This is a genomic window from Campylobacter sp. RM12647 (assembly GCF_020138135.1).
GTDB lineage: Bacteria > Campylobacterota > Campylobacteria > Campylobacterales > Campylobacteraceae > Campylobacter_E.
On record NZ_JACGAS010000001.1, the window covers coordinates 72468 to 92045 of the forward strand.

Genomic DNA, 19578 nt, shown 5'->3' on the forward strand with positions numbered 1-19578 from the left:
CAATTTTTAAAATATTTATCAAAAAAGGTTAATAAATGGCAGAAAACGAAGAAGTTGTAGCACCAAAATCAAAAGGTTCTAGTTTGGTTTTAATTTTAGTAACCGTTTTATTACTTGTTGTATTAATCATAGGCGGTTTAGTTATATTTTTATTAATGGGAAGTGGCGATGAAGAAAAGGCTGATGAAAGTGTAAAAACCGAGCAAGTTGAGAAAAAACCTGCTAAGAAAAAGAACGAAATATCAGCTGATGTTGGTGTTATTTATCCATTAGATGGCTTTACCGTGAATTTAGTAAGTGATAGTGGGACTAAATATTTAAAATGCAAAATTGAATTAGAGCAAAATATAGAAACACTAACACCAGAACTTGATAAAAAAATACCTATTATTAAAGATAAAATAATAGAAACTCTAAGCTCAAAAAGTGTAGAAGAAATAAGCACAGGAAAAGGCAAAGAAAGATTAAAAGAAGAAATTATCAATAAAATTAATGAAGTATTAAATGATGGCTTTATCAAAAATATTTATTTTACTGATTTTGTGATTACTTGATGATTGGTTGTGATATTGTTGAGATTGCTAGAGTTGAGAAAATTCTAGCTAAATCTCAAATTAAATTCTTAAAAAAAATCCTTACCGAAAACGAATTAAAAACTCTAAGTTCTAATTCAAATTCTATTGCAGGTTATTACGCAGCAAAAGAAGCAGCTAGCAAAGCTTTAGGCTGTGGAATTAGTAAAGATTGCTCTTTTATGGATATAGAAATTATAAAAAATAATCAAAATAGACCTAGTATTTTATTTAGTGAAAAAATTTTTAATAAATTTGGAGTAAAATCAGCTCATCTTAGTATTAGCCACGATGCAGGGATTGCAATGGCTGTTGTTATGCTGGAGAAATAAATTGAAAAATTATCTTGAATTATTAAAATATAGTAAGACTTTTAAAATTCTTATCCTAGTTCAATTCATAACTTATTTTGGGGCTTGGTTTTCACAAATTGGTGTTTATACTATGCTAATTGAATTTGATTTTAGCAAGTTTAGTTGGAATATTTTAGGCTCTGAAATAAATCACGAAAGTATGAAAAAATGGGCTATATCTTTTTCTGCTGTATTTGCATTTTTGCCTACTATTTTAATGGCACCAATTAGTGGAATTATAATTGATAGTTTTAAGTCTAAAAAACTTTTATTATTATCAATTATCATTGAATTGTTTTCAGTATTTTTACTAATTTTTATAAAAGACGCTAGTTATATTTTTATACTATTTTTACTAATTTTTATAAGACTTGCGGTTGCAAGTTTATATTTTCAAACTGAAATGAGTTTATTGCCACATATTTTTGATAAAGACAGATTAAAGCTAGCAAATGAGTTATTTTCAGTAGTTTGGGCTATTTCATACACTACAGGAATGGCAGTTGCTGGTATGTTTATACATTATTTTGGAGTTTATAATGCCTTTTTGCTTGATTGTTTTTTATTTTTAGTTGGAATTACATTATTATTTTTTATAAAAATAGAAGTAAAAAATGAAAAATTTTATTTCAAAAATATCACAAAAATGGCTAAAGAAGGTTTGTTTTATTTACTAGGAAATAAAAAAATATTACATTTAATATTATTACACGCCTTTATAGGATTTACAGCTTATGATGCTTTGATTAATTTTTTAGCTGGATATGATTATTTAAATAAAGTATATTTTCTAAAAGAAATTCTAAGCACAGGTTTAATAATTGGACTTAGTAATGCAATTAGAGCTTTATCTTTAGTGGTTGGACCTTTAATTTTAAGTAAAGTCGTAAATCACAAAAGATTATTCTATTTTTTTATTTTACAAGGCTTAGGGATTATTACTTGGGCTTTACTTCAATTTAATTTCTGGGTATCTTTTATAGGTTTAATATTTGCTGGATTTTTTACTAGCACGATATGGTCTTATACTTATACAGCAATTCAAAACAATTGCGATAAAGAATATTATGGCAGAGTGATTGCTTATGTTGATATGATTTATATGAGCTTTTCATTAGCAATTACTTTACTAACTGGTTGGTTATTTGATAATAAAGTTGGCACTTTTTATATTACAATATTAATTGGAAGTTGCTTTATAATAGGTGCTTTTTATTGGTTATTTTATATAAGGAATTATGGATGCGAAAAGTAATTTTAATAGGTGCTAGCACAGGTGGTCCTAGTCAGATTAAGTATTTAATTCAAGATTTAAAACTTGTAAATACAACAATAGTTATTGCTCAACATATGCAAGCAAATTTTTTACCAAGTTACGCACATCAACTTGATAAAGAATGTTTAAGTGAAGTTGTGCTATTAGAAAATACTTGCTTTTTAGATGATAAAAAAATATATATTTGTCAATACAATACGGAGTTATTTTCAAATCTAAGGGCTAATTTTAATAATGGAGTTTTTCCATTTTGTCCTAATGTAGATTTATTGTTTAATAGTGCTTCAAAACTTACAAAAGACTATGAAATACTAGCAATATTATTAACAGGGATTGGAGATGATGGTGCTAAAGGTTTATTTGAACTATACAAAAAAGGCGCTAAGTGTATAGGCGAGAGTGAAAAATCTTGCATAGTTTATGGAATGCCAAAAAGAGCTTATGAATTAAATAATAATCTTTTACAACTTGACATTGAAGATATAAAAAAAGAAATTGTAAATTTCATTCAAAGGTAGGTTTTATGTTTAGTTTTTTATCAAATAAAAAAGATATAGAAAATCAACAAAAAGAAGAGTTTAAATTCCACGACGATAATTATAAATTTGATATGCTTTTATTAAAAATTAGACAAGTTTGTGGAATTGATTTAGAAGTTAAAAAAACAACAATAAGACCAAAATTAATCAAATTTTGCACTAATAATAATTTAAGCTCTTTTTCTCAATTAACTAATAAAATGGATTTAAACCTTCCTATTAGACAAGAATTATTTGACTTAATAACGGTTTGTGAAACTTATTTTTATAGAGAACTAAAACAACTTAATGAATTAATTTATATCTTAAGAGCAGAACCTAGCAAAAGAAGAATTTTATGCGCTCCAAGTTCAAGTGGAGAAGAAGTATATTCAATACTAATGCTAGCAAATGAAGCAGGGATTACTAATCTTTCAATCTTAGGAATAGATATAAATGCTGAAATTATTCAAAAAGCAAGAGCTAGAAGATATTCAAAACGCTCATTATATAATCTAAATGATAATCTAATCAAAAAATACTTTGACCAAGACAATGATGAATATGTGATAAAAAGCCAATATTTTTCTAATGCTAAGTTTGAAGTTGTGAATGTATTTGATAAGAAATTTTTAGAATTAGGTAAATTTGATGTGATACTTTCAAGAAATATGATGATTTATTTTAATGAAGAATACAAATACCGCTTGGTTGATAATTTTGTCAAAAATCTCAATGATGGCGGAATGTTTTTCGCTGGACATGCTGATTTAGTTCCAAGTCATAATGAATTAAAAAAAGTATATGCAAATACTTGTACTTACTATGTAAAAGAATAATTAGAAATTAAATTCCTAATTATTCACGCCATAAAGTTAATTTCTCTCCTTTAAAGCCACTGCATTTATATAATTTAGTAGCTTCATCTTTACCTTTTAGCTTTAATTCATCAACTAATTCTAATTCATATATACTAGCGTCTTTTAAGGCTGCTAAAGTGTTATGAGAGATTAAGATATTTGCCTTATAGTTTTTACAAGAGCTTTCTACCCTACTTGCCGTATTTACCCCATCTCCTATGCAAGTATAATCACTTCTTGAAAGGCTTCCCATCTCCCCTACAATACATTCACCTGTGTTAATTCCTATACCTATATTTATATAAGGAAGTCCTTTTTTGCCCCAATCTTCGTTTAAAAGCTTTAAGGCTTTTATTTGCTCAATTGCAGCTTGTAAAGCACAATCAGCGTGATTTTCTAAATCATTTGGAGCATTAAAATACGCCATAACAGCATCACCTATATATTTATCAACCGTTCCATTGTATTTAAAAATAATATCACTCATAGGGGTCATATATTTATTTAAGAAATTAACCAAATCAGAAGCATCCATATTCTCACTAATCGTAGTAAAATCTCTAATATCACTAAAAAATACTGATATTTCTCTTTTGCTTGTGCTAAATACATTGCTATCTGTATTAATCAATTGCTCTGCTACTCTTTTTGAAACCTTTTTTTCTAGCTTAGCTTTTATAAATTCTTTTTGTCTGCTTTCTAAAAAGAAGTTAATTAATATCCCAATTACTCCCATAATAGCTAAAACCAAAATAAGTTCAAATGTATGAAGTAAATACTTCTTGCTAATTATAAAATAATAATGCCCTAAAATAATAGTTGCTAAAAGTATTAAATGCCATAAAACTTGTAAAATTATGCTTTTAAAATACATAAAAGAAACACTAAGAGCAATTATTATTAGTAAAGAAATTAAAAGTATTTCAGATGAATATTTTGGGGTTGTTAGGTATTCATCATTTAATAAATTATCTATAGCATTTGCGTGGATTTCAACACCTGGTAAGTTTTCATCTAATGGATTGCTTCTAATATCATTAAGCCCTACAACGCTAGTTCCAATTAAAACTATTTTATCTTTAAAGAACTCTTTACTAATAGTCCCATCTAAAACATCAATAGCGCTAATATAATCATAATGCGGAGATTTTCCTTTAAAATATAAACCAAGCAATGCATGAGCATTTACTACAAAGCTATCCTTATCTCCTAATACTAAATGTATATCTTTAAAATTATCTCCAATTGCTTTAATATCATCAATTCCTAGATATTTTGCATACATTGCAAGACTAAGACTTGGTAAGAGTTGTTTAAACTCACCATCATCATAATAAATCATCATAAAGGCATTTCTGATTACATTATCTAAATGTGAATATGAATTAACAAATCCATTTGCATAAGCATTATCACTTAATTCTTCTATACTTGCTGTAATATTTTTGCCATGTTCAAGCAATGAATAATCAATATTATCTTCAGCTATGCTTTGATTACTTAATGGGGCTAATTTTTTTTCCGTATCGTTTATATAAGAGCCTAAGTTTATAGCATAGGCTAAAATACTATTTGTCTTTGAAAGTGCCATAGCAAAAGCTTTATCAGTATCTTGAGTGCGTTGGCAAAAATGATATTTTGGAATGTTTAAAGAATTAAACTCCATATCATTCATCTTTTTAGTAATTTCTCCACGCTTATCGCTTTCTGCAAAATAAATATCAAATCCTACCACACTAGCAGAATTTAATTTATACACCAAACAAGCAAGAATATCTCTATCCCAAGGCCATTGCCCAAGACTAGCTAAGCTTTTTTCATCAATATCAACTATAGCAATTCTACTATCACCTTTAATATTATGATTAAAATAAGCATTAATTCTAAAAAACATATCGTGAGTTAAATTATCTAGCCTTGTGATGATACCTACTTCTTTTATAGTTATAAAAAATGAAAAAACAATCATTAAAATTGATAAAACTATAAAAGAATAAAATTTCTTAAACTTACTTAAATGTCTAATCAATTCTTAGCCTTTAATTTAATATAAATTTGAAGAATATCAATTGCAGCTGGAGTAATTCCACTAATTCTACTTGCATCAAACAAATTATCAGGCTTATTTTTTTCAAGTTTTTCTACGACTTCATTACTAAGCCCACTAATTCCACGATAAGTAAAATCATTTGGAATTTTAATCTTAATCAAATTCGCTTGATTTTGAATACTTTCATCTTGTAATTTTACATAATGATAATATTTTGCATCAAGTAAAATTTCATCTAAAACAAAATCATTTAAATTAGCCAAACTTGGTGCTAAAGAAAGCATTTTTTCCTTTGTTATCGTGCTACGAGCTATGATTTTTTGAAGAGTTGTTGGTTGAGAAATCGGCTCTTCATTAATACTTGCTAATAATTCATTAAAAGAATTTGAAGGAACAACCCTGCTTTCACATAAAAACTCTAAACCTTTTTTAATATCATTTATTTGATTTTCATAGTATTTAAAGCTATTTTCATCTCTTAAACCACACTCATAAGCGTATTTATTAAGCCTTGTGATTGCATTGCTTTCACGAAGTAATAATCTAAACTCAGCCCTACTTGTAAACATTCTATAAGGCTCTTTTGTGCCTTTTGTAACTAAATCATCAATTAAAACACCAATATATCCTTCATCACGGCGTAACACAAGCCCATCTTTATTATCAATTGCCAAACTTGCATTTATAGCTGCCATAAGCCCTTGAGCTGCTGCTTCTTCATAACCAGTTGTCCCATTTACTTGACCTGCTAGATAGAAGTTTTTAATAATTTTACTTTCTAAAGTATGAAACAAATCAAGCGGGTCAAAATAATCATATTCTATTGCATAGCCGTGTCTTGTGATTTTAGCATTTTCAAAGCCTTTAACCGAGCGTATCATTGAATGTTGAACTTCAAATGGTAAAGAAGTTGAAAAACCATTTATATAATATTCTGTAGCTTCTTTTGTCTGTGGCTCAATAAATAAATGATGACTTTCTTTATCCGCAAAACGATTGATTTTATCTTCTATACTAGGACAATATCTAGGGCCAACTCCTTTAATTTGTCCTGTAAACATAGGAGCTTTATCAAAATTTGAACGGATAATATCATGGGTTGTTGTATTTGTATGCGCTATATAGCAAGGAAGTTGCGGCAATGTATGAGAAGTAAATTCTAAGCTAAATCCTTTAGTATTTAAATCGCTTTCTTGAGTTTCTAATACGCTAAAATCAATACTGCTTGCTGCAATTCTAGGACAAGTTCCAGTTTTAAGTCTTCCACGATTAAGCCCTAAAGCAGCTAAATTATCGCCTAACTCACTAGCACTAAGCTCTCCTACACGACCACTTTTTATCTTGCTTAAACCTACATGAATTAAACCATTTAAAAATGTCCCACTGCATAAAATTATTTTCTTAGCTTCATAAGTTTTATTAAGCTCTGTTTTTACTCCATAAGCTTCATTATCTTTTACTAAAAGCTCTGTAACCATTTCTTGAGAAATGTCTAAATTAGGCATATTTAATAATATATTTTTAGCATTTTTATTGTATTCATCCATATCTATTTGAGCTCTAGTTCCACGAACAGCTGCACCTTTACTCTCATTTAAAGTCTTGTAATTAATCGCACTTAAATCAGTAATCTTTGGCATAATTCCGCCAAGTGCGGCTATTTCTTTTACTAAATGCCCTTTTGCAAGTCCGCCTATTGCAGGATTGCAAGAAGTTGCTCCAATTCTATCGTTTAAAATCGTAAGAAGTAGTGTTTTTTTACCCATTTTAGCACTTGCGTGTGCTGCTTCAACACCAGCATGACCAGCACCAATTACTATAATATCATACATCATTAATCCTTTTTTTTATAATACACTAAGCTTATTGTAAAGGATAAAAATGTTTAATGGTTTAATAAGAGAATGTGGCTTTATAAAAAACTATTCAAATAATGAATTAAGATTAATTTCAAAACTAAAACCAAACATAGGAGATAGTGTAGCAACTAATGGAGCTTGTCTTAGTGTGATAAAAACTCATAATGACGGCTTTAGTCTAAATCTTAGTAGTGAAACTCAAAAAATAATCAAACCTTTTAAAGTAGGTGAAAAAGTGCATACTGAATTAGCAATGCAAGTAGGAGATAGGATTGATGGGCATATTTTAAGTGGGCATATTGATGGGCTTGGTAAAATCATTAAGATAAATAAGCTTACTAGTGGGATAGATTTTTATATAAGTCTTGATGAAAAATTAATGCCTTTTGTGTGTAATAAAGGTAGCATCGCAATTGATGGAGTAAGCCTTACTATCAATGAAGTTTTAAACAATTCTATAAGACTTACAATAATTGATATTACTTTAAAAGATACTTTATTTAATTCATATAAAATCAATGATTTAGTAAATGTAGAAACTGATATTTTGGCAAGATATGTTCATAGAATGCTAAATTATAAAAATAACTCACTTACTTGGGATGATATTGATAGAATTAGTGCTATTTATTAGGAGTTTTTATGAATGAAGAAATTATGTTAAGAGCTTTAGTGCAAAAAGCACAAGAGATGGATGATGAGTATTTGGCAAATGAAAAATTAGTAAAAATGCTTATTAAAAAACAAGTATCATTTGATAATTACGATAAAATAAACGAGTTTTTAAACTTTATAAAAGACGCTAAAACAAACGCTCAAAAAAGCAAATAAAAAATAATTAAGATATTTAATAATAAATGAATTATTAAATATCTAATTTAAATTCCACGCAAAAGCTCTTAGGCTCGTTGCAATAGTATATGTTTGCATCGTGAGCGTTGCAGATTTGTTTGCATAATGCTAAGCCTAAGCCATTGCCTTTTAGCTTAGTTGTATTGAATGCTTCAAAAAGATTAGTAAGATTTGCTATCTTTTCGCCACTATCAAAAACACTAATTTTATATATATTATTTATAATTTCTCCTTTGACTTTGATAGTGCCATTTTCTTCACAAGCATCAATTGCGTTATAAATTAAATTGCTTAAAACTAAGCTTATTAAAGACTTATCAGCACTAATTGTAAATGGAGCAAAAGTGCATTCACTTAGAATTATCTCATCACTATTATTATAGGTATTAAAGACATTTTGGCATTCGTTTTCAAATTCTTGCAAATTAAACTCATATTTATTTAGCTTAAACCCACGAGTAAAAAGCAAAGTGCTCTCAATTATTCTCTCAACCCTTTTAATCGCATCTTGCATTTGCATTACAATATGTTTATTTTTAAGCTCAACTTTACTAAAAAGCACCCCTGCTAAAAGCGAAACAGAGCCTATTGGATTTCTAATCTCGTGAGCTAAATTAGCCGCTACTTGACCCATAGAAACAAGCCTTTCATCTCGCTTTTCTTTAGTAATATTTGTAGCCATTATTAGGTGCTTATCAGCGTATTTTATAGATTTGATTTGATAAAAATTGTTTAAAAATTCTAATTCATAATGCTCTTTATTAAGGTCAATTTGCCTAAATAATTCATCACTTGCTAATTTGTTTTTCACTACTAGATTTTGATTTTCATCCAAAACCCAAATAGCACTTGGTAAAATCTCAATGATTTCATTTATCATTAGCATTAAACTATCATAAGAAGTCTTTAAAGCCTTGTATTCATTCTCTACTACATAAGTTTGCTCAATTAACGCCTTTAGCCCATCAGCAAAACTCTGCTTATCTGATAAATCTAAGCTATCTAAAATATTTTTATTCATAAATGTCCTTTAAATTTTTAATTATCTTAGCAGTTTTTATAAAAACAAAAAAATTTAAAATTAGAATTTATATAGTATTTCACATTATAGAATATCTTTAAAAAGAGAAAATAGTAGCAATTATGGAAAAATAAATTATATTTTTTGATTTTAGCCATTAAGGCTAAAATCTAATTATTCTCCTAATAAATCCTTATTAAGTCTTGCGGCAAAGCCTGTTGCTTTGTGGTTTTTGTATTCTTTAATGATTTCGCCGTTTTCATCTAGGATAAAGCACGAGCGAATAAGCCCTTCGTATTCTTTACCATAATTTTTCTTAATCCCCCAAGCACCAAATAGCTTAGCCACTTCTTTAAATTCATCGCTTAATAAAATCTGATTTAAGCCGTATTCAGCTTTAAATTTCGCTAGTTTTTCACACTTATCAGGACTAATTCCAATCAGCACATATCCTGCATTAAGCAATTTATCAAAACTCTCACTTAATTCACAATTTTGCTTGGTACAACCTGGAGTGTAAGCTTTTGGATAGAAAAACACTATCACCTTTTTACCGCGAAAATCACTTAGATTAATCGCTACTTCATCTTGATTTAATAAAGTAAATTCCATATTTAATCCTTTAAAACTTCTTTTATAATATTTGCTAAGCATTCTAATTGATTAGGTAAAACGCTCCTTAAATCAATTATTATGCTATCTTTATCATAATTAGCCACTACGCCTTTATTTAAAAGTTCGTTTATCTTGCTTTTATTAGCCTTAATTTTTAAGGCATAGCCGCTTAGTAATTTTTCAGGCATTGAGCCACCCCCTACTAGGCTTTTGCTCTCTATAATTTCGCCAAAATTTATTAGCTCTTGCAAGGTTTTTGCTTTGTTTAAGACTTGAGATTTTGTATCATTTAATAAAGCTAGGCTTGGTAGATTTGCATAGTCTTTATTTAAATAATTTTTAACAGCTTTTGTAAGTATTAATAAGCTAGTTTTATTTAGCCTAAACATTCTTAAAAGCTGATTTTTGCGTAATTTTTCAATTAGTTCTTTTTTACCTAAAATAATTCCTGCTTGAGTGCTAGAAAACAATTTATCCCCACTAAATGAAACCAAGCTAATACCTTTAGATATTAGGTTTTTTACACTAGGTTCATCCCTTAAACTATCATTTATTAAATCCACATAGCCACTACCTAAATCATAATAAAATATTTTTTCATTTTTACAAGCTAAATCATTTAGGCTAATCGCATCTACTTCTTGACTAAATCCACCGATATAAAAGTTTGATTTATGAGTTTTTAAAATCATTTTTGCATTGTTTAATTCAGCTTCATAATCGCTCATCTTAGTCTTATTAGTAGTTCCTACTTCAATAAGCCTTGCTCCACTTTCACGCATCACATCGCTTACTCTAAATCCCCCACCAATTTCTACTAGCTCGGCTCTACTTGTAATTACACCTTCGTTTTTACCTAAAGTATTTAATACTAAAAATACAGCAGCAGCGTTATTATTTACCACAAGTGCATCTTCGCAACCAAAAAGCATTTTTAAATAAAATATGAGATTTTCATCTCTTTTACCCCTTGCATTGCTTTCTAAATCAAATTCTAAATTAATATTATTAGTATGAAAAGCCTTTAATTCATCATAATCACTCTCGCTCATTAAAGCGCGACCAAGATTTGTATGAAGCACCACACCAGTAGCATTTATCAATGCTCTTGGCTCTTTTAATAGCCTTTTATTAATTCTTTCATTAAGCTCTTTGAGTATCATCTCGTAACTTTGCTCTTTATTAGTAGCTCTTAGTTCATTTATTAATTCTTTAGCCAAAAAGCTAACTAAAAAACTAGGTTTATCATTAAAGGCATTAATTAATTTTGATATTTGTGGTAGCATTTTAAAATCCTTAAATATTTTTTAAAATACTAGCAAGGAAAGGTAAAAATGAAAGAATTTGCATATTTAAAAAAGGCTGATTTTATAGATGATTTAGGCAAAAATATAGCCGTTATAAATAGCCCTACTAGTGAGAAATTTCTAATAGCAAATGATAAGGCTTTAAATGCTTTAATTTATGCTCCTGAAATTGATTTTTATATAAAAAACTCAAGTGCTTTTAATAATGAAAAATTAGAAAAATTATATGAAGCAAGAGCTATTAATTATGATTATTCAAGTGAGATTAATTTATATGCGAATATTGATAAAAGAATTTGCATATTATTTGATGATAAAGATTTAAAAAACAAATTAATAGATAATGGTTATAAGGCTGTTTGCGTTAGTGAATTTGAGTTTGTTTATGGTGGGATTGGCTCACTTGTAGTAGTTACTAAAGAAGGCGAATTAGATTGTGATTTAGCTATTTCACAAACAAAACTAAACAATCACGCAGTATTAATAAATCATGAAAATATATTGCAAGATTTAAATTCTTTAACGGGTAAAATTAGCTTTACAAGAAAGATTGAGTTTAATTCAAGTTTATGCCAATTAGACGGGCGTAGGAGTGAGCATTGTGGTTGGTGCGTTGAGGCCTGTCCTAGCGTGGCTTTAAGCACTGATGATAAAAAAATCATAATAAGCGAAATTGATTGTATTAATTGTGCAAAATGCGTAAGCGTATGTCCTACTAATGCACTTGAGTTTTGTGAGTTTAATAAAGATTGCATAAAAGAAATTAGCAAAATCTATGAAAACGAGCAAATAATAATAACTCAAAATTATGATAATGATTTTAATATAAAGCACTTTTTACCATTTAATATACCTTTTGATTTATTAGATGAGTTAATACTTTTACATTTAATAAACACAAGTGGTAAAAGCATTGCGATAGTTGGAGATATTAGCGAATTTTTAGCCGAAAAAATCAACTTAGTAAATGATATTTGCAAGGCAATCACAGGAAAAATAGCTATATATGTAAATGCAAATTTAGATGAAATTCCAAATGAATTGATAAAAGAATTTAAATCAAGCGAAAGTAATTTTAGACTAAATAAAAGAGAGCTTTTTGGCTTAAAAATCTCTTCTATGTTAAATAATTTAGATAAAGGCGTAATCACTGCTAAAAATTATGCAAAAATTAGCATAAATGAAAGCACTTGCACCCTTTGTGCTTCTTGTGCTGGGGCTTGTAATACGAACGCAATTTTAGCTGATAGTAAAGAAAACGCTATTAAATTTAACGCATCATTATGCACAAGTTGTGGATATTGTATAAATTCTTGTGCTGAAAAAGATACTATTTTTATACAAAATGATATTTTAGAACTAAATCCGATTAGCTTTACTCATAAAACTTTAGCTAAAGATGAATTATTTGCTTGTATTGAGTGTGGTAAAGAATTTGCTACTAAAAAATCAATTGATAAAATAGCTGGTATTTTAGGGGCTGCTTTTAGCTCTGATGTTACGAAAAAATACTCGCTTTATTGCTGTGCTGATTGCAAGGCTAAGATAATGATGCTAAAACAAGCTCAAGTTTTTGATGATACAAATAGTTTTTTTGCACCACTTGAAGAAAAATTAAATAAATTTTTGAAAGGTTAAAATGAACGAAGAATTAAATATAACTAGGTCATATTTTTACGAATTTTGTGCTAGAGCAATTAGTTTTATGAATAATGATGATTTTAATACTTTAAGAGAACAAGCTAAGTTTTTTTATGATAATTTAGATGATTTAAAAGATGATTTTAAAGTAATTTTAGATACTGATTATGCAGCTTATAAAGATGAGCAAAATGCTGTTTTTTATGATTTTTCTTATGTAAATGTGCCTACTGATGCTAGTTTTTATGATGAAGGGCGTGATAATGGCAAAATGAGAATAATTGCAACAGGAATTTTAAAAAGAGCTAATTTAATCAAAAACACAAATCTTAGCGATAATGAAGATAGTATGAATTTTTTATTTTATCTAGGTAGTGTTTTATGCAAAAATAATGATGAATTATGTCAGGAGCTATTTTCAAGAATTATTAATGAAGTTGTAGATGAGTTTTGTGAAAAACTACAAACTCATAAAAACTCAAAAATATTTACTCATATTGCAAATATAATATCTTATTTAATACAAATTGAAAGGGCATTTTATAGTGTAAATGCACCTGCTAAAAAAGAATCGGTTGCAGACAAAGCATTGCAAAGAATACCTTATGAACCAAGACTTCCAACCGAGTTTTCAAAAATCAATATGAGTGAGCTAACTAGCTTTAAAGAAAATATAGAATAAGTTTTATAAAGGAATAAAATGAAGATAATGTTTGTATGTTTAGGCAATATTTGTCGCTCTCCTATGGCTGAGTTTATTATGAAAGACTTATGCAAAAATAAAGAATTTAAAATAACAAGTTCAGGAACAGCAGGTTATCACGATGGAGAAGATATGCATATAGGCACGAAAAAACTTTTAAAAAATAAAAATATTGAATGTGATAATTTCGTATCAAAAAAACTCACAAAAAAATTATGCCAAGAATATGATTTAATACTTACTATGGACGAGAGTAATTATAAAGATGTTTTAAATAATTTTTATGAGTTTAAAGACAAAGTAAAACCAATATGTTCTTATTGTGATTTAGGATATAAAAATGTGCCTGACCCTTGGTATACAAATAATTTTGATGAAGTTTATATGATTTTAAATAATGCTTGCAAAAATATCCTAAAAGAAATTGAAAATAATAAGATTTAGCTAAAAACTAAATCTTATCTAAATATCTGAAATGTAAAAAACTCTGATTTGTATTCATCATTCATTTTCTCATATTGTGATATAGCTGATTCATAATTTTTTGCTTCGTGATAAAGTAAAGCTAAAGCTAATCTTGATTCAAGATTGCTTGGATTTTTTACACGAGATAGCTCAAGTAAGGCTATAGCTGAATTATTATGCCCTGCTCCAATAGCTGCAACACTAGCTAAAAATAAAATATCAGAATCTTCAATATGATAATCATCAATCAAACTATTATAAATTGCAAAACTCTCTTCAAATTCATTAGCATAAATATCTATATAAGCAAGTGCTTTTAAAGCTCCTATGTCTTCATTAGTTTTTAAATATTGCTTTAATTTTTCTCTTTCTTGTTGTAAAAGACCTGAAATCTGCATTAATTTTACATAGTTATACCCTACTATTTTAGCACCACCAAATAATGAGCGATAATCTAATTTTTTGTTAAGAAAATACATTTGAACATCTTTAGCATAGGCTTTTACATCTTTTTTATTGTTTTTTAAAGAAAAATATAAAATATTTGCGATTATGTCATTATCACTTAAGTCTATTAAAACTTTTGATTTATCTATCATCTTATCGTAATCATTTTGCATATAAAATCCAAGAATTTCTAAACTAATATTACTAATATTATTTGTATTAGTTTGGTTCAAAAAACCTTGCATATTTACATAATCTTTTTTCTTAATTGAAAGCAATGCTAAATAATAATTTCTATCTTTTTCATCTTCAACATAATTTAAATTATATTGTAAATCTTGCTCTAATTTCGTAGTATCATCATATAACAAATCCGAACAAAATAAAGCATAAATTCCTGCTCTTAAATCCTTAGGGTCTAAATGATAACTAGCTAAAAAGTGTTTTTTTGCTAAATCATATTTGCCTAAGAGTGCATATGCTAAACCTAAATCATATTGCAAAATACTATGCTGCGGATAAAGTTTTACTAATTCTTCTAATAACTCACTAGCACTCTTTATATCATAACTAAAAGCATAATTTAAAGCTTTTGTAATTTGTATATTTATCTTTGATAAAGTTTGACTATTTTTAAGATAATTTGAGCTTTTATCTAAATCATCTAAGTAAATATTAACATTTGCCTTATTTATCATTTTAGTCGCACTTGTCGCATCAAATACTTTAAAAGGCGAAAAATAAAATATCAAATCATATTTTTGTTGCTTTGAATCTATAAAGGTTTTTTCATAAGTATGTTGAGCGTAATTTATATCAAATATCCTATCATCTATGGTTGTTTTGACATTATAGCTTGACTTAAGCCACTCTAAATCATTTTTTTCTAATTCTTTTAAAAACCTTGAAGCTTCTTGATATTCTGCTAATTTTATATCAACTAAAGCTAAAGCTAATTTTGTCTCTTTTGGTTTTATTCTTTTTTCAAGTGCATTTTTTAAATAAAATCTTGCTTTGTTATATTCAGCATTTCTTGCATAAAGTAATCCTAAAGATAAATTTTTATCATAAGAATCTTGTAAATTAATCTCTCTTATAGAATCAGAACTTTTATTAAATGAGCTTAATATTTTTGCTCTTAAATATCTTGCGTCGTTTTGATAAAGTGGATGGATTTGTTTATTTAATGCTTGTAAAGCTTCAGGATAAAATCCTTTATAAAAATTCACTAAACCTAAGTAATAATAATAAAGGCTTGAGTTTTTTTCATTACTTAAATAAGAATATGCTAAATCTATATAATATTTAAATTCTTTATCTTTTTGTAATTTTAAAGCACAAACAGCAGCATTTAAAGCAGCCACCGTGTTATTTTCATTATTTTCCAAAGCCTTTTGAAAACTCTCTAAAGCTCCTTTATAGTTTGCTTGTTTCATTCTTGAAACTCCTAAATTATAATGCGAAAAACTCTCATTATATTTAGCTATATTTTCATATATTTTTAAAGCTTCACTTTTGTTTCCACTCTCATATAAAGCATTGGCTTTTGCCACCATTAAATCTAATTTTTGGCTTTTAAATTGTTGAATGCTTATTTTTGGTTCTATTAGCTCATTTTGCTCAACTTTAATTTCTTTTGACTTATCTTGAGTAAAAATTAAAAAAAGTAAAACTACTAATAAAATAATAATAAGTAAAGAAAGTCCAGCAATTAAAATTATACTTTTTTTGCTGAACTTACTTTGTTTTACTGGAAGAGTATTTCCTTCTTCAATAACAATTACTTGTTCTTCTGCCATACTTTATCTTACATATATTTTTGTAATACTTCAGGTATTGCTATTGTGCCATCTTCTCTTTGATAATTTTCCATAATAGCTACTAAAGTCCTACCTACTGCAAGGCTTGAACCATTTAGTGTATGAGCTAATTTGTTTTTACCATTTTCATCTTTATATCTTATTTTTGCGCGTCTTGCTTGAAAATCATAGCAATTACTAACAGAGCTAATTTCACGATATTTATTTTGTGCTGGTAGCCACACTTCTAAATCAACGGTTTTTCCTGCACTAAAGCCCAAATCCCCACTACAAAGCATTAAATGTCTATGAGCTAAACCTAAGCTTGTTAATAAATCACTTGCACAACTAAGCATATCTTCAAATACTTTATCGCTATCTTCTTGAGTGCTAATGCTTACAAGTTCAACTTTTCCGAATTGGTGTTGGCGGATAATTCCTTTTGTATCACGCCCTGCACTTCCTGCTTCTTTTCTAAAACAAGGTGAATAGCAAGTCATTTTGATAGGCAATTCATTTAAAGCTATAATTTCATCATTATATAGATTTGTTACACTAACTTCACTTGTAGGGATTAAATATAATTCTTCGCCATCAATTTTGAATAAATCATCTTTAAATTTAGGTAATTGTCCTGTGCCAAACATAGTATTAGCATTTACAATATAAGGAGTATTTACAAACTCAAATCCTCTTGAGCGGTTAAAATCTATCATATAATTATATAATGCTCTTTCAAGTCTTGCACCTTCACCGCGTAAAGCTACAAAACGACTTTTAGCAACTTTTACACCACGCTCAAAATCAAGCCAACCAAGTGCCACACCTAAATCATGATGGTCTTTTGGAGTGAAATTAAATGTTGGTGGAGTTAATACCTTTTTAATCTCTACATTTTCTTCTTCATCATTTCCAATAGGCACACAATCAGCTATTAAATTTGGAATACAAGCTGCAATTTCATTTAATTTAGCTTCACTTACGCTTACTTTTTCGTTTAATTCAGCTATTTTTTTCTTATTTTCATCTAAAGACTTTTTAAGCTCACTTATATCTTCTCCTGATTTTGCTTTAAGTCCCATTTCTTTTGAGAATTTGTTTTGAAAACTTTGAGCATTTTCTAATTCTATTTTTAACGCTTTTGTATCATTGTAGCTATCTAATAAACTTTTTAAAACTCCATCATCTACTTTTTTTGCTTTTAATTTTTGATTAAAAACTTCATAATTTTCTTCAATTTTTCTTAAATCTATCATAATTTCTCCTTATAAACTTAAAGCTTTATAAACTTGTTGCATTTTATTTTGCACTAATATACTAGCTTTTTTTGCACCATCGTTTAATATATCAGCAATTTCTTTACCTTGCAATAATCTTTCATACTCACTTCTAGCCTTGTCAAAATACTCCCAAATAACATCACATAAATACAATTTAAAATGTCCGTATCCTTCTCCACCTTTTTCATACCTTGCACGAAGACTTGCTAAATCATTTTCATCTAAAAATAATTCAGCAATTTTATATATATTACAATTTTTCCAATCCTTAGGCTCTTCAATAGGAGTGCTATCGCTTACTATTTTATTTACTTGTTTTTTAAGTTGTTTATAACTTGTGAAAATATCAATAGTATTGCCATAACTTTTACTCATTTTAGCACCATCTGTGCCTACTATTGTTTGAGTATTTTCATCAACTAATGCTTCAGGGATAGTAAATACATTTCCAAATTCATTATTAAATTTAATTGCAATATCTCTTGTAATTTCTAGGTGTTGAATTTGGTCTTTTCCAACAGGAACTAATGGTGCATCAAACAATAAAATATCAGCCGCCATTAAAACAGGATATGAAAATAAGCCGTGATTTGCACTAAGACCTTTTGCTATTTTATCCTTATATGAATGTGCTCTTTCAAGTAATCCCATAGGAGTAAATTGCGATAGTATCCAATAAAGTTCTAAGACTTCTTTAACATCACTTTGTAAATAAAATATACTTTTATTTGGATTTAATCCTAAAGCTAAAAATGCAGCTGCTGCTTTATTAATATTATCTTTAAAATTACTAGCTGTTTTTTTATCCTTTAAAATACTTGTCATAGCGTGATAATTTGCAATAAACATTATCATTTCATTATCATTTTGTCTTTTCATCATTGGAGCTATTGCTCCAAAATAATTGCCTATATGCAAATCCCCACTTGGCTGAAGTCCTGTAAAAATTCTCATTTGTTCTCCATATCTTTACTTGTAATTTAAAATTTATGCTTAATATAGAGCAAAAAAATTAATAAAGGAGCTTAAATGCTATATGATTTAGTAGTAATAGGTGCAGGTCCAGCAGGAATTGCAAGTGCTTATGAAGCACATAAAAATGGTTTAAAAAATGTTTTATTAATAGAAAAAGCAGCAGAGAATTGTCAAACTTTTAGAACTTATTATAAAGATGGAAAAAGAGTTGATAAAGTTTATAATAAAATTGATATTCCAAACTTAGGAAATATACCTTTTGAAGATGGAACAAAAGAAAGCTCATTAGAATTATTTACAAGCCTTTGCGATGGTTCTTTTGAAGTAATGTTTTCAAATGAAGTTGAGAAAATCAAGCAAGTTGATGAAAATTTAGTTGTATATTCAAGTAAAGGCGAATTTAAAACAAAAAATGCAGTAATTTCAATAGGTAGAATGGGAAAACCAAATAAACCAAGTTATAAACTACCTTCAAAATTAAGTAAAGTTATCAATTTTAACGCAAACGACGCTAAAGAAAATGAAAAAATCTTAGTAGTTGGTGGTGGTAATAGTGCTGTTGAATACGCTGTTGATTTAAGCAAAAAAGCAAATGTTACATTATGCTATAGAAGAGCTGAATTTAGTAGAATTAATGAAATAAATCATAAAAATGTATATGAAGCAAAACTTACTTTAAAATTAGCAACTGATATTAGCGAAGTAAATGAAGTAGATAACAAACCTGAAGTTACTTATACTAATGGTGAAAAAGAGATTTTTGATAGGATAATTTATGGAATTGGTGGCTCTACTCCAGTTGATTTTCTAACAAATAGTGGAATAGAAATTGATGATAAAGGCGTTCCTACTTTTGATACTAATATGCAAAGTAATGTTAAAAATATTTTCGTAGCAGGAGATATTGCTAGTAAAAATGGAGAAAGCATAATAACGGCTTTAAATCACGCTAAAAAAATTGCTGATTATATTATTAAGGGTTAAG

The 19578-nt window shown here is 28.0% G+C and carries 19 protein-coding genes; 11 read left to right on the top strand and 8 right to left on the bottom strand.

Annotation, left to right across the window (positions count from 1 at the left end; translation table 11 throughout):
- Window positions 1-35: 35 nt before the first annotated feature.
- Genes fliL through AVBRAN12647_RS00375 form a run of 5 tightly spaced genes read left to right on the top strand, consistent with a single transcriptional unit; the run spans window position 36 to window position 3558 of the window.
- Window positions 36-554: a flagellar basal body-associated protein FliL gene (gene fliL, locus AVBRAN12647_RS00355; RefSeq protein ID WP_336614508.1), complete on the top strand. Its 519-nt coding sequence runs from the start codon at window positions 36-38 to the stop codon at window positions 552-554.
- Window positions 554-904 carry a holo-ACP synthase gene (acpS, locus tag AVBRAN12647_RS00360; RefSeq protein ID WP_214116738.1) on the top strand — a complete coding sequence of 117 codons (351 nt, stop codon included), beginning with the start codon at window positions 554-556 and terminating at the stop codon, window positions 902-904. The genes fliL and acpS overlap by 1 nt, the downstream gene beginning before the upstream one ends.
- 1 nt (window position 905) lies before the next feature.
- Window positions 906-2180, top strand: coding sequence for an MFS transporter (locus AVBRAN12647_RS00365; RefSeq protein ID WP_336614509.1), 1275 nt, complete (start codon window positions 906-908; stop codon window positions 2178-2180).
- On the top strand, window positions 2168-2719 hold the full coding sequence (locus AVBRAN12647_RS00370; RefSeq protein ID WP_336614510.1) for a CheB methylesterase domain-containing protein: 552 nt from the start codon (window positions 2168-2170) through the stop codon (window positions 2717-2719). The genes AVBRAN12647_RS00365 and AVBRAN12647_RS00370 overlap by 13 nt, the downstream gene beginning before the upstream one ends.
- A 5-nt stretch (window positions 2720-2724) precedes the next feature.
- Window positions 2725-3558, top strand: a complete 834-nt coding sequence (locus AVBRAN12647_RS00375) for a CheR family methyltransferase (protein WP_336614511.1) — start codon at window positions 2725-2727, stop codon at window positions 3556-3558.
- A 19-nt stretch (window positions 3559-3577) separates the two neighbouring features.
- On the opposite strand, the gene AVBRAN12647_RS00380 is transcribed toward AVBRAN12647_RS00375, so the two are convergent.
- Both AVBRAN12647_RS00380 and mnmG read right to left on the bottom strand, forming a co-directional pair.
- On the bottom strand, window positions 3578-5608 hold the full coding sequence (locus AVBRAN12647_RS00380) for a CHASE2 domain-containing protein (protein ID WP_336614512.1): 2031 nt from the start codon (window positions 5606-5608) through the stop codon (window positions 3578-3580).
- Window positions 5605-7461, bottom strand: coding sequence for a tRNA uridine-5-carboxymethylaminomethyl(34) synthesis enzyme MnmG (gene mnmG / locus AVBRAN12647_RS00385; protein WP_214116728.1), 1857 nt, complete (start codon window positions 7459-7461; stop codon window positions 5605-5607). Before mnmG ends, AVBRAN12647_RS00380 begins: the two co-directional genes overlap by 4 nt.
- Before the next feature lie 49 nt (window positions 7462-7510).
- On the opposite strand from mnmG, the gene AVBRAN12647_RS00390 reads away from it, so the two are divergent.
- Both AVBRAN12647_RS00390 and AVBRAN12647_RS00395 read left to right on the top strand, forming a co-directional pair.
- Window positions 7511-8122 (top strand): riboflavin synthase, encoded by a 612-nt coding sequence (locus tag AVBRAN12647_RS00390; protein WP_239802721.1) that lies wholly within the window; start codon window positions 7511-7513, stop codon window positions 8120-8122.
- A gap of 8 nt (window positions 8123-8130) precedes the next feature.
- Window positions 8131-8319, top strand: a complete 189-nt coding sequence (locus AVBRAN12647_RS00395) for a hypothetical protein (protein ID WP_214120047.1) — start codon at window positions 8131-8133, stop codon at window positions 8317-8319.
- A gap of 34 nt (window positions 8320-8353) precedes the next feature.
- Here AVBRAN12647_RS00395 and AVBRAN12647_RS00400 read toward each other — a convergent pair whose 3' ends face one another.
- From AVBRAN12647_RS00400 to selA, 3 genes are all read right to left on the bottom strand, one after another.
- Window positions 8354-9361, bottom strand: a complete 1008-nt coding sequence (locus tag AVBRAN12647_RS00400; RefSeq protein WP_336614513.1) for a sensor histidine kinase — start codon at window positions 9359-9361, stop codon at window positions 8354-8356.
- A 174-nt stretch (window positions 9362-9535) separates the two neighbouring features.
- Window positions 9536-9973, bottom strand: a complete 438-nt coding sequence (gene bcp / locus AVBRAN12647_RS00405) for a thioredoxin-dependent thiol peroxidase (RefSeq protein WP_214120049.1) — start codon at window positions 9971-9973, stop codon at window positions 9536-9538.
- A 2-nt stretch (window positions 9974-9975) separates the two neighbouring features.
- Window positions 9976-11262 (bottom strand): L-seryl-tRNA(Sec) selenium transferase, encoded by a 1287-nt coding sequence (gene selA / locus AVBRAN12647_RS00410; RefSeq protein ID WP_336614514.1) that lies wholly within the window; start codon window positions 11260-11262, stop codon window positions 9976-9978.
- A gap of 48 nt (window positions 11263-11310) precedes the next feature.
- Here selA and AVBRAN12647_RS00415 point away from each other — a divergent pair, with 48 nt between their 5' ends.
- The 3 genes from AVBRAN12647_RS00415 to AVBRAN12647_RS00425 are packed head-to-tail and all read left to right on the top strand — an operon-like array spanning window position 11311 to window position 14071.
- The gene (locus AVBRAN12647_RS00415; RefSeq protein WP_267525513.1) at window positions 11311-12921 is read left to right on the top strand and encodes a 4Fe-4S binding protein; all 1611 of its coding nucleotides are present in this window, start codon (window positions 11311-11313) and stop codon (window positions 12919-12921) included.
- Window position 12922: 1 nt separating this feature from the next.
- Complete coding sequence (locus tag AVBRAN12647_RS00420) at window positions 12923-13606, top strand: hypothetical protein (protein WP_214120052.1); 684 nt, start codon at window positions 12923-12925, stop codon at window positions 13604-13606.
- An 18-nt stretch (window positions 13607-13624) separates the two neighbouring features.
- Complete coding sequence (locus tag AVBRAN12647_RS00425; protein ID WP_214120053.1) at window positions 13625-14071, top strand: low molecular weight protein-tyrosine-phosphatase; 447 nt, start codon at window positions 13625-13627, stop codon at window positions 14069-14071.
- Window positions 14072-14085: 14 nt separating this feature from the next.
- On the opposite strand, the gene AVBRAN12647_RS00430 is transcribed toward AVBRAN12647_RS00425, so the two are convergent.
- From AVBRAN12647_RS00430 to trpS, 3 genes are read right to left on the bottom strand one after another with little or no spacing between them, the layout of a single operon-like run.
- A complete protein-coding gene (locus AVBRAN12647_RS00430; RefSeq protein ID WP_214120054.1) occupies window positions 14086-16338 on the bottom strand; it encodes a tetratricopeptide repeat protein in 2253 nt (750 codons plus the stop codon).
- Window positions 16339-16346: 8 nt separating this feature from the next.
- Window positions 16347-17594, bottom strand: coding sequence for a serine--tRNA ligase (serS, locus tag AVBRAN12647_RS00435; protein ID WP_214120055.1), 1248 nt, complete (start codon window positions 17592-17594; stop codon window positions 16347-16349).
- A gap of 9 nt (window positions 17595-17603) precedes the next feature.
- Window positions 17604-18572, bottom strand: coding sequence for a tryptophan--tRNA ligase (gene trpS / locus AVBRAN12647_RS00440; protein ID WP_336614515.1), 969 nt, complete (start codon window positions 18570-18572; stop codon window positions 17604-17606).
- A gap of 75 nt (window positions 18573-18647) precedes the next feature.
- Here trpS and AVBRAN12647_RS00445 point away from each other — a divergent pair, with 75 nt between their 5' ends.
- A complete protein-coding gene (locus AVBRAN12647_RS00445; RefSeq protein WP_336614516.1) occupies window positions 18648-19577 on the top strand; it encodes an NAD(P)-binding domain-containing protein in 930 nt (309 codons plus the stop codon).
- Window position 19578 lies beyond the last annotated feature (1 nt).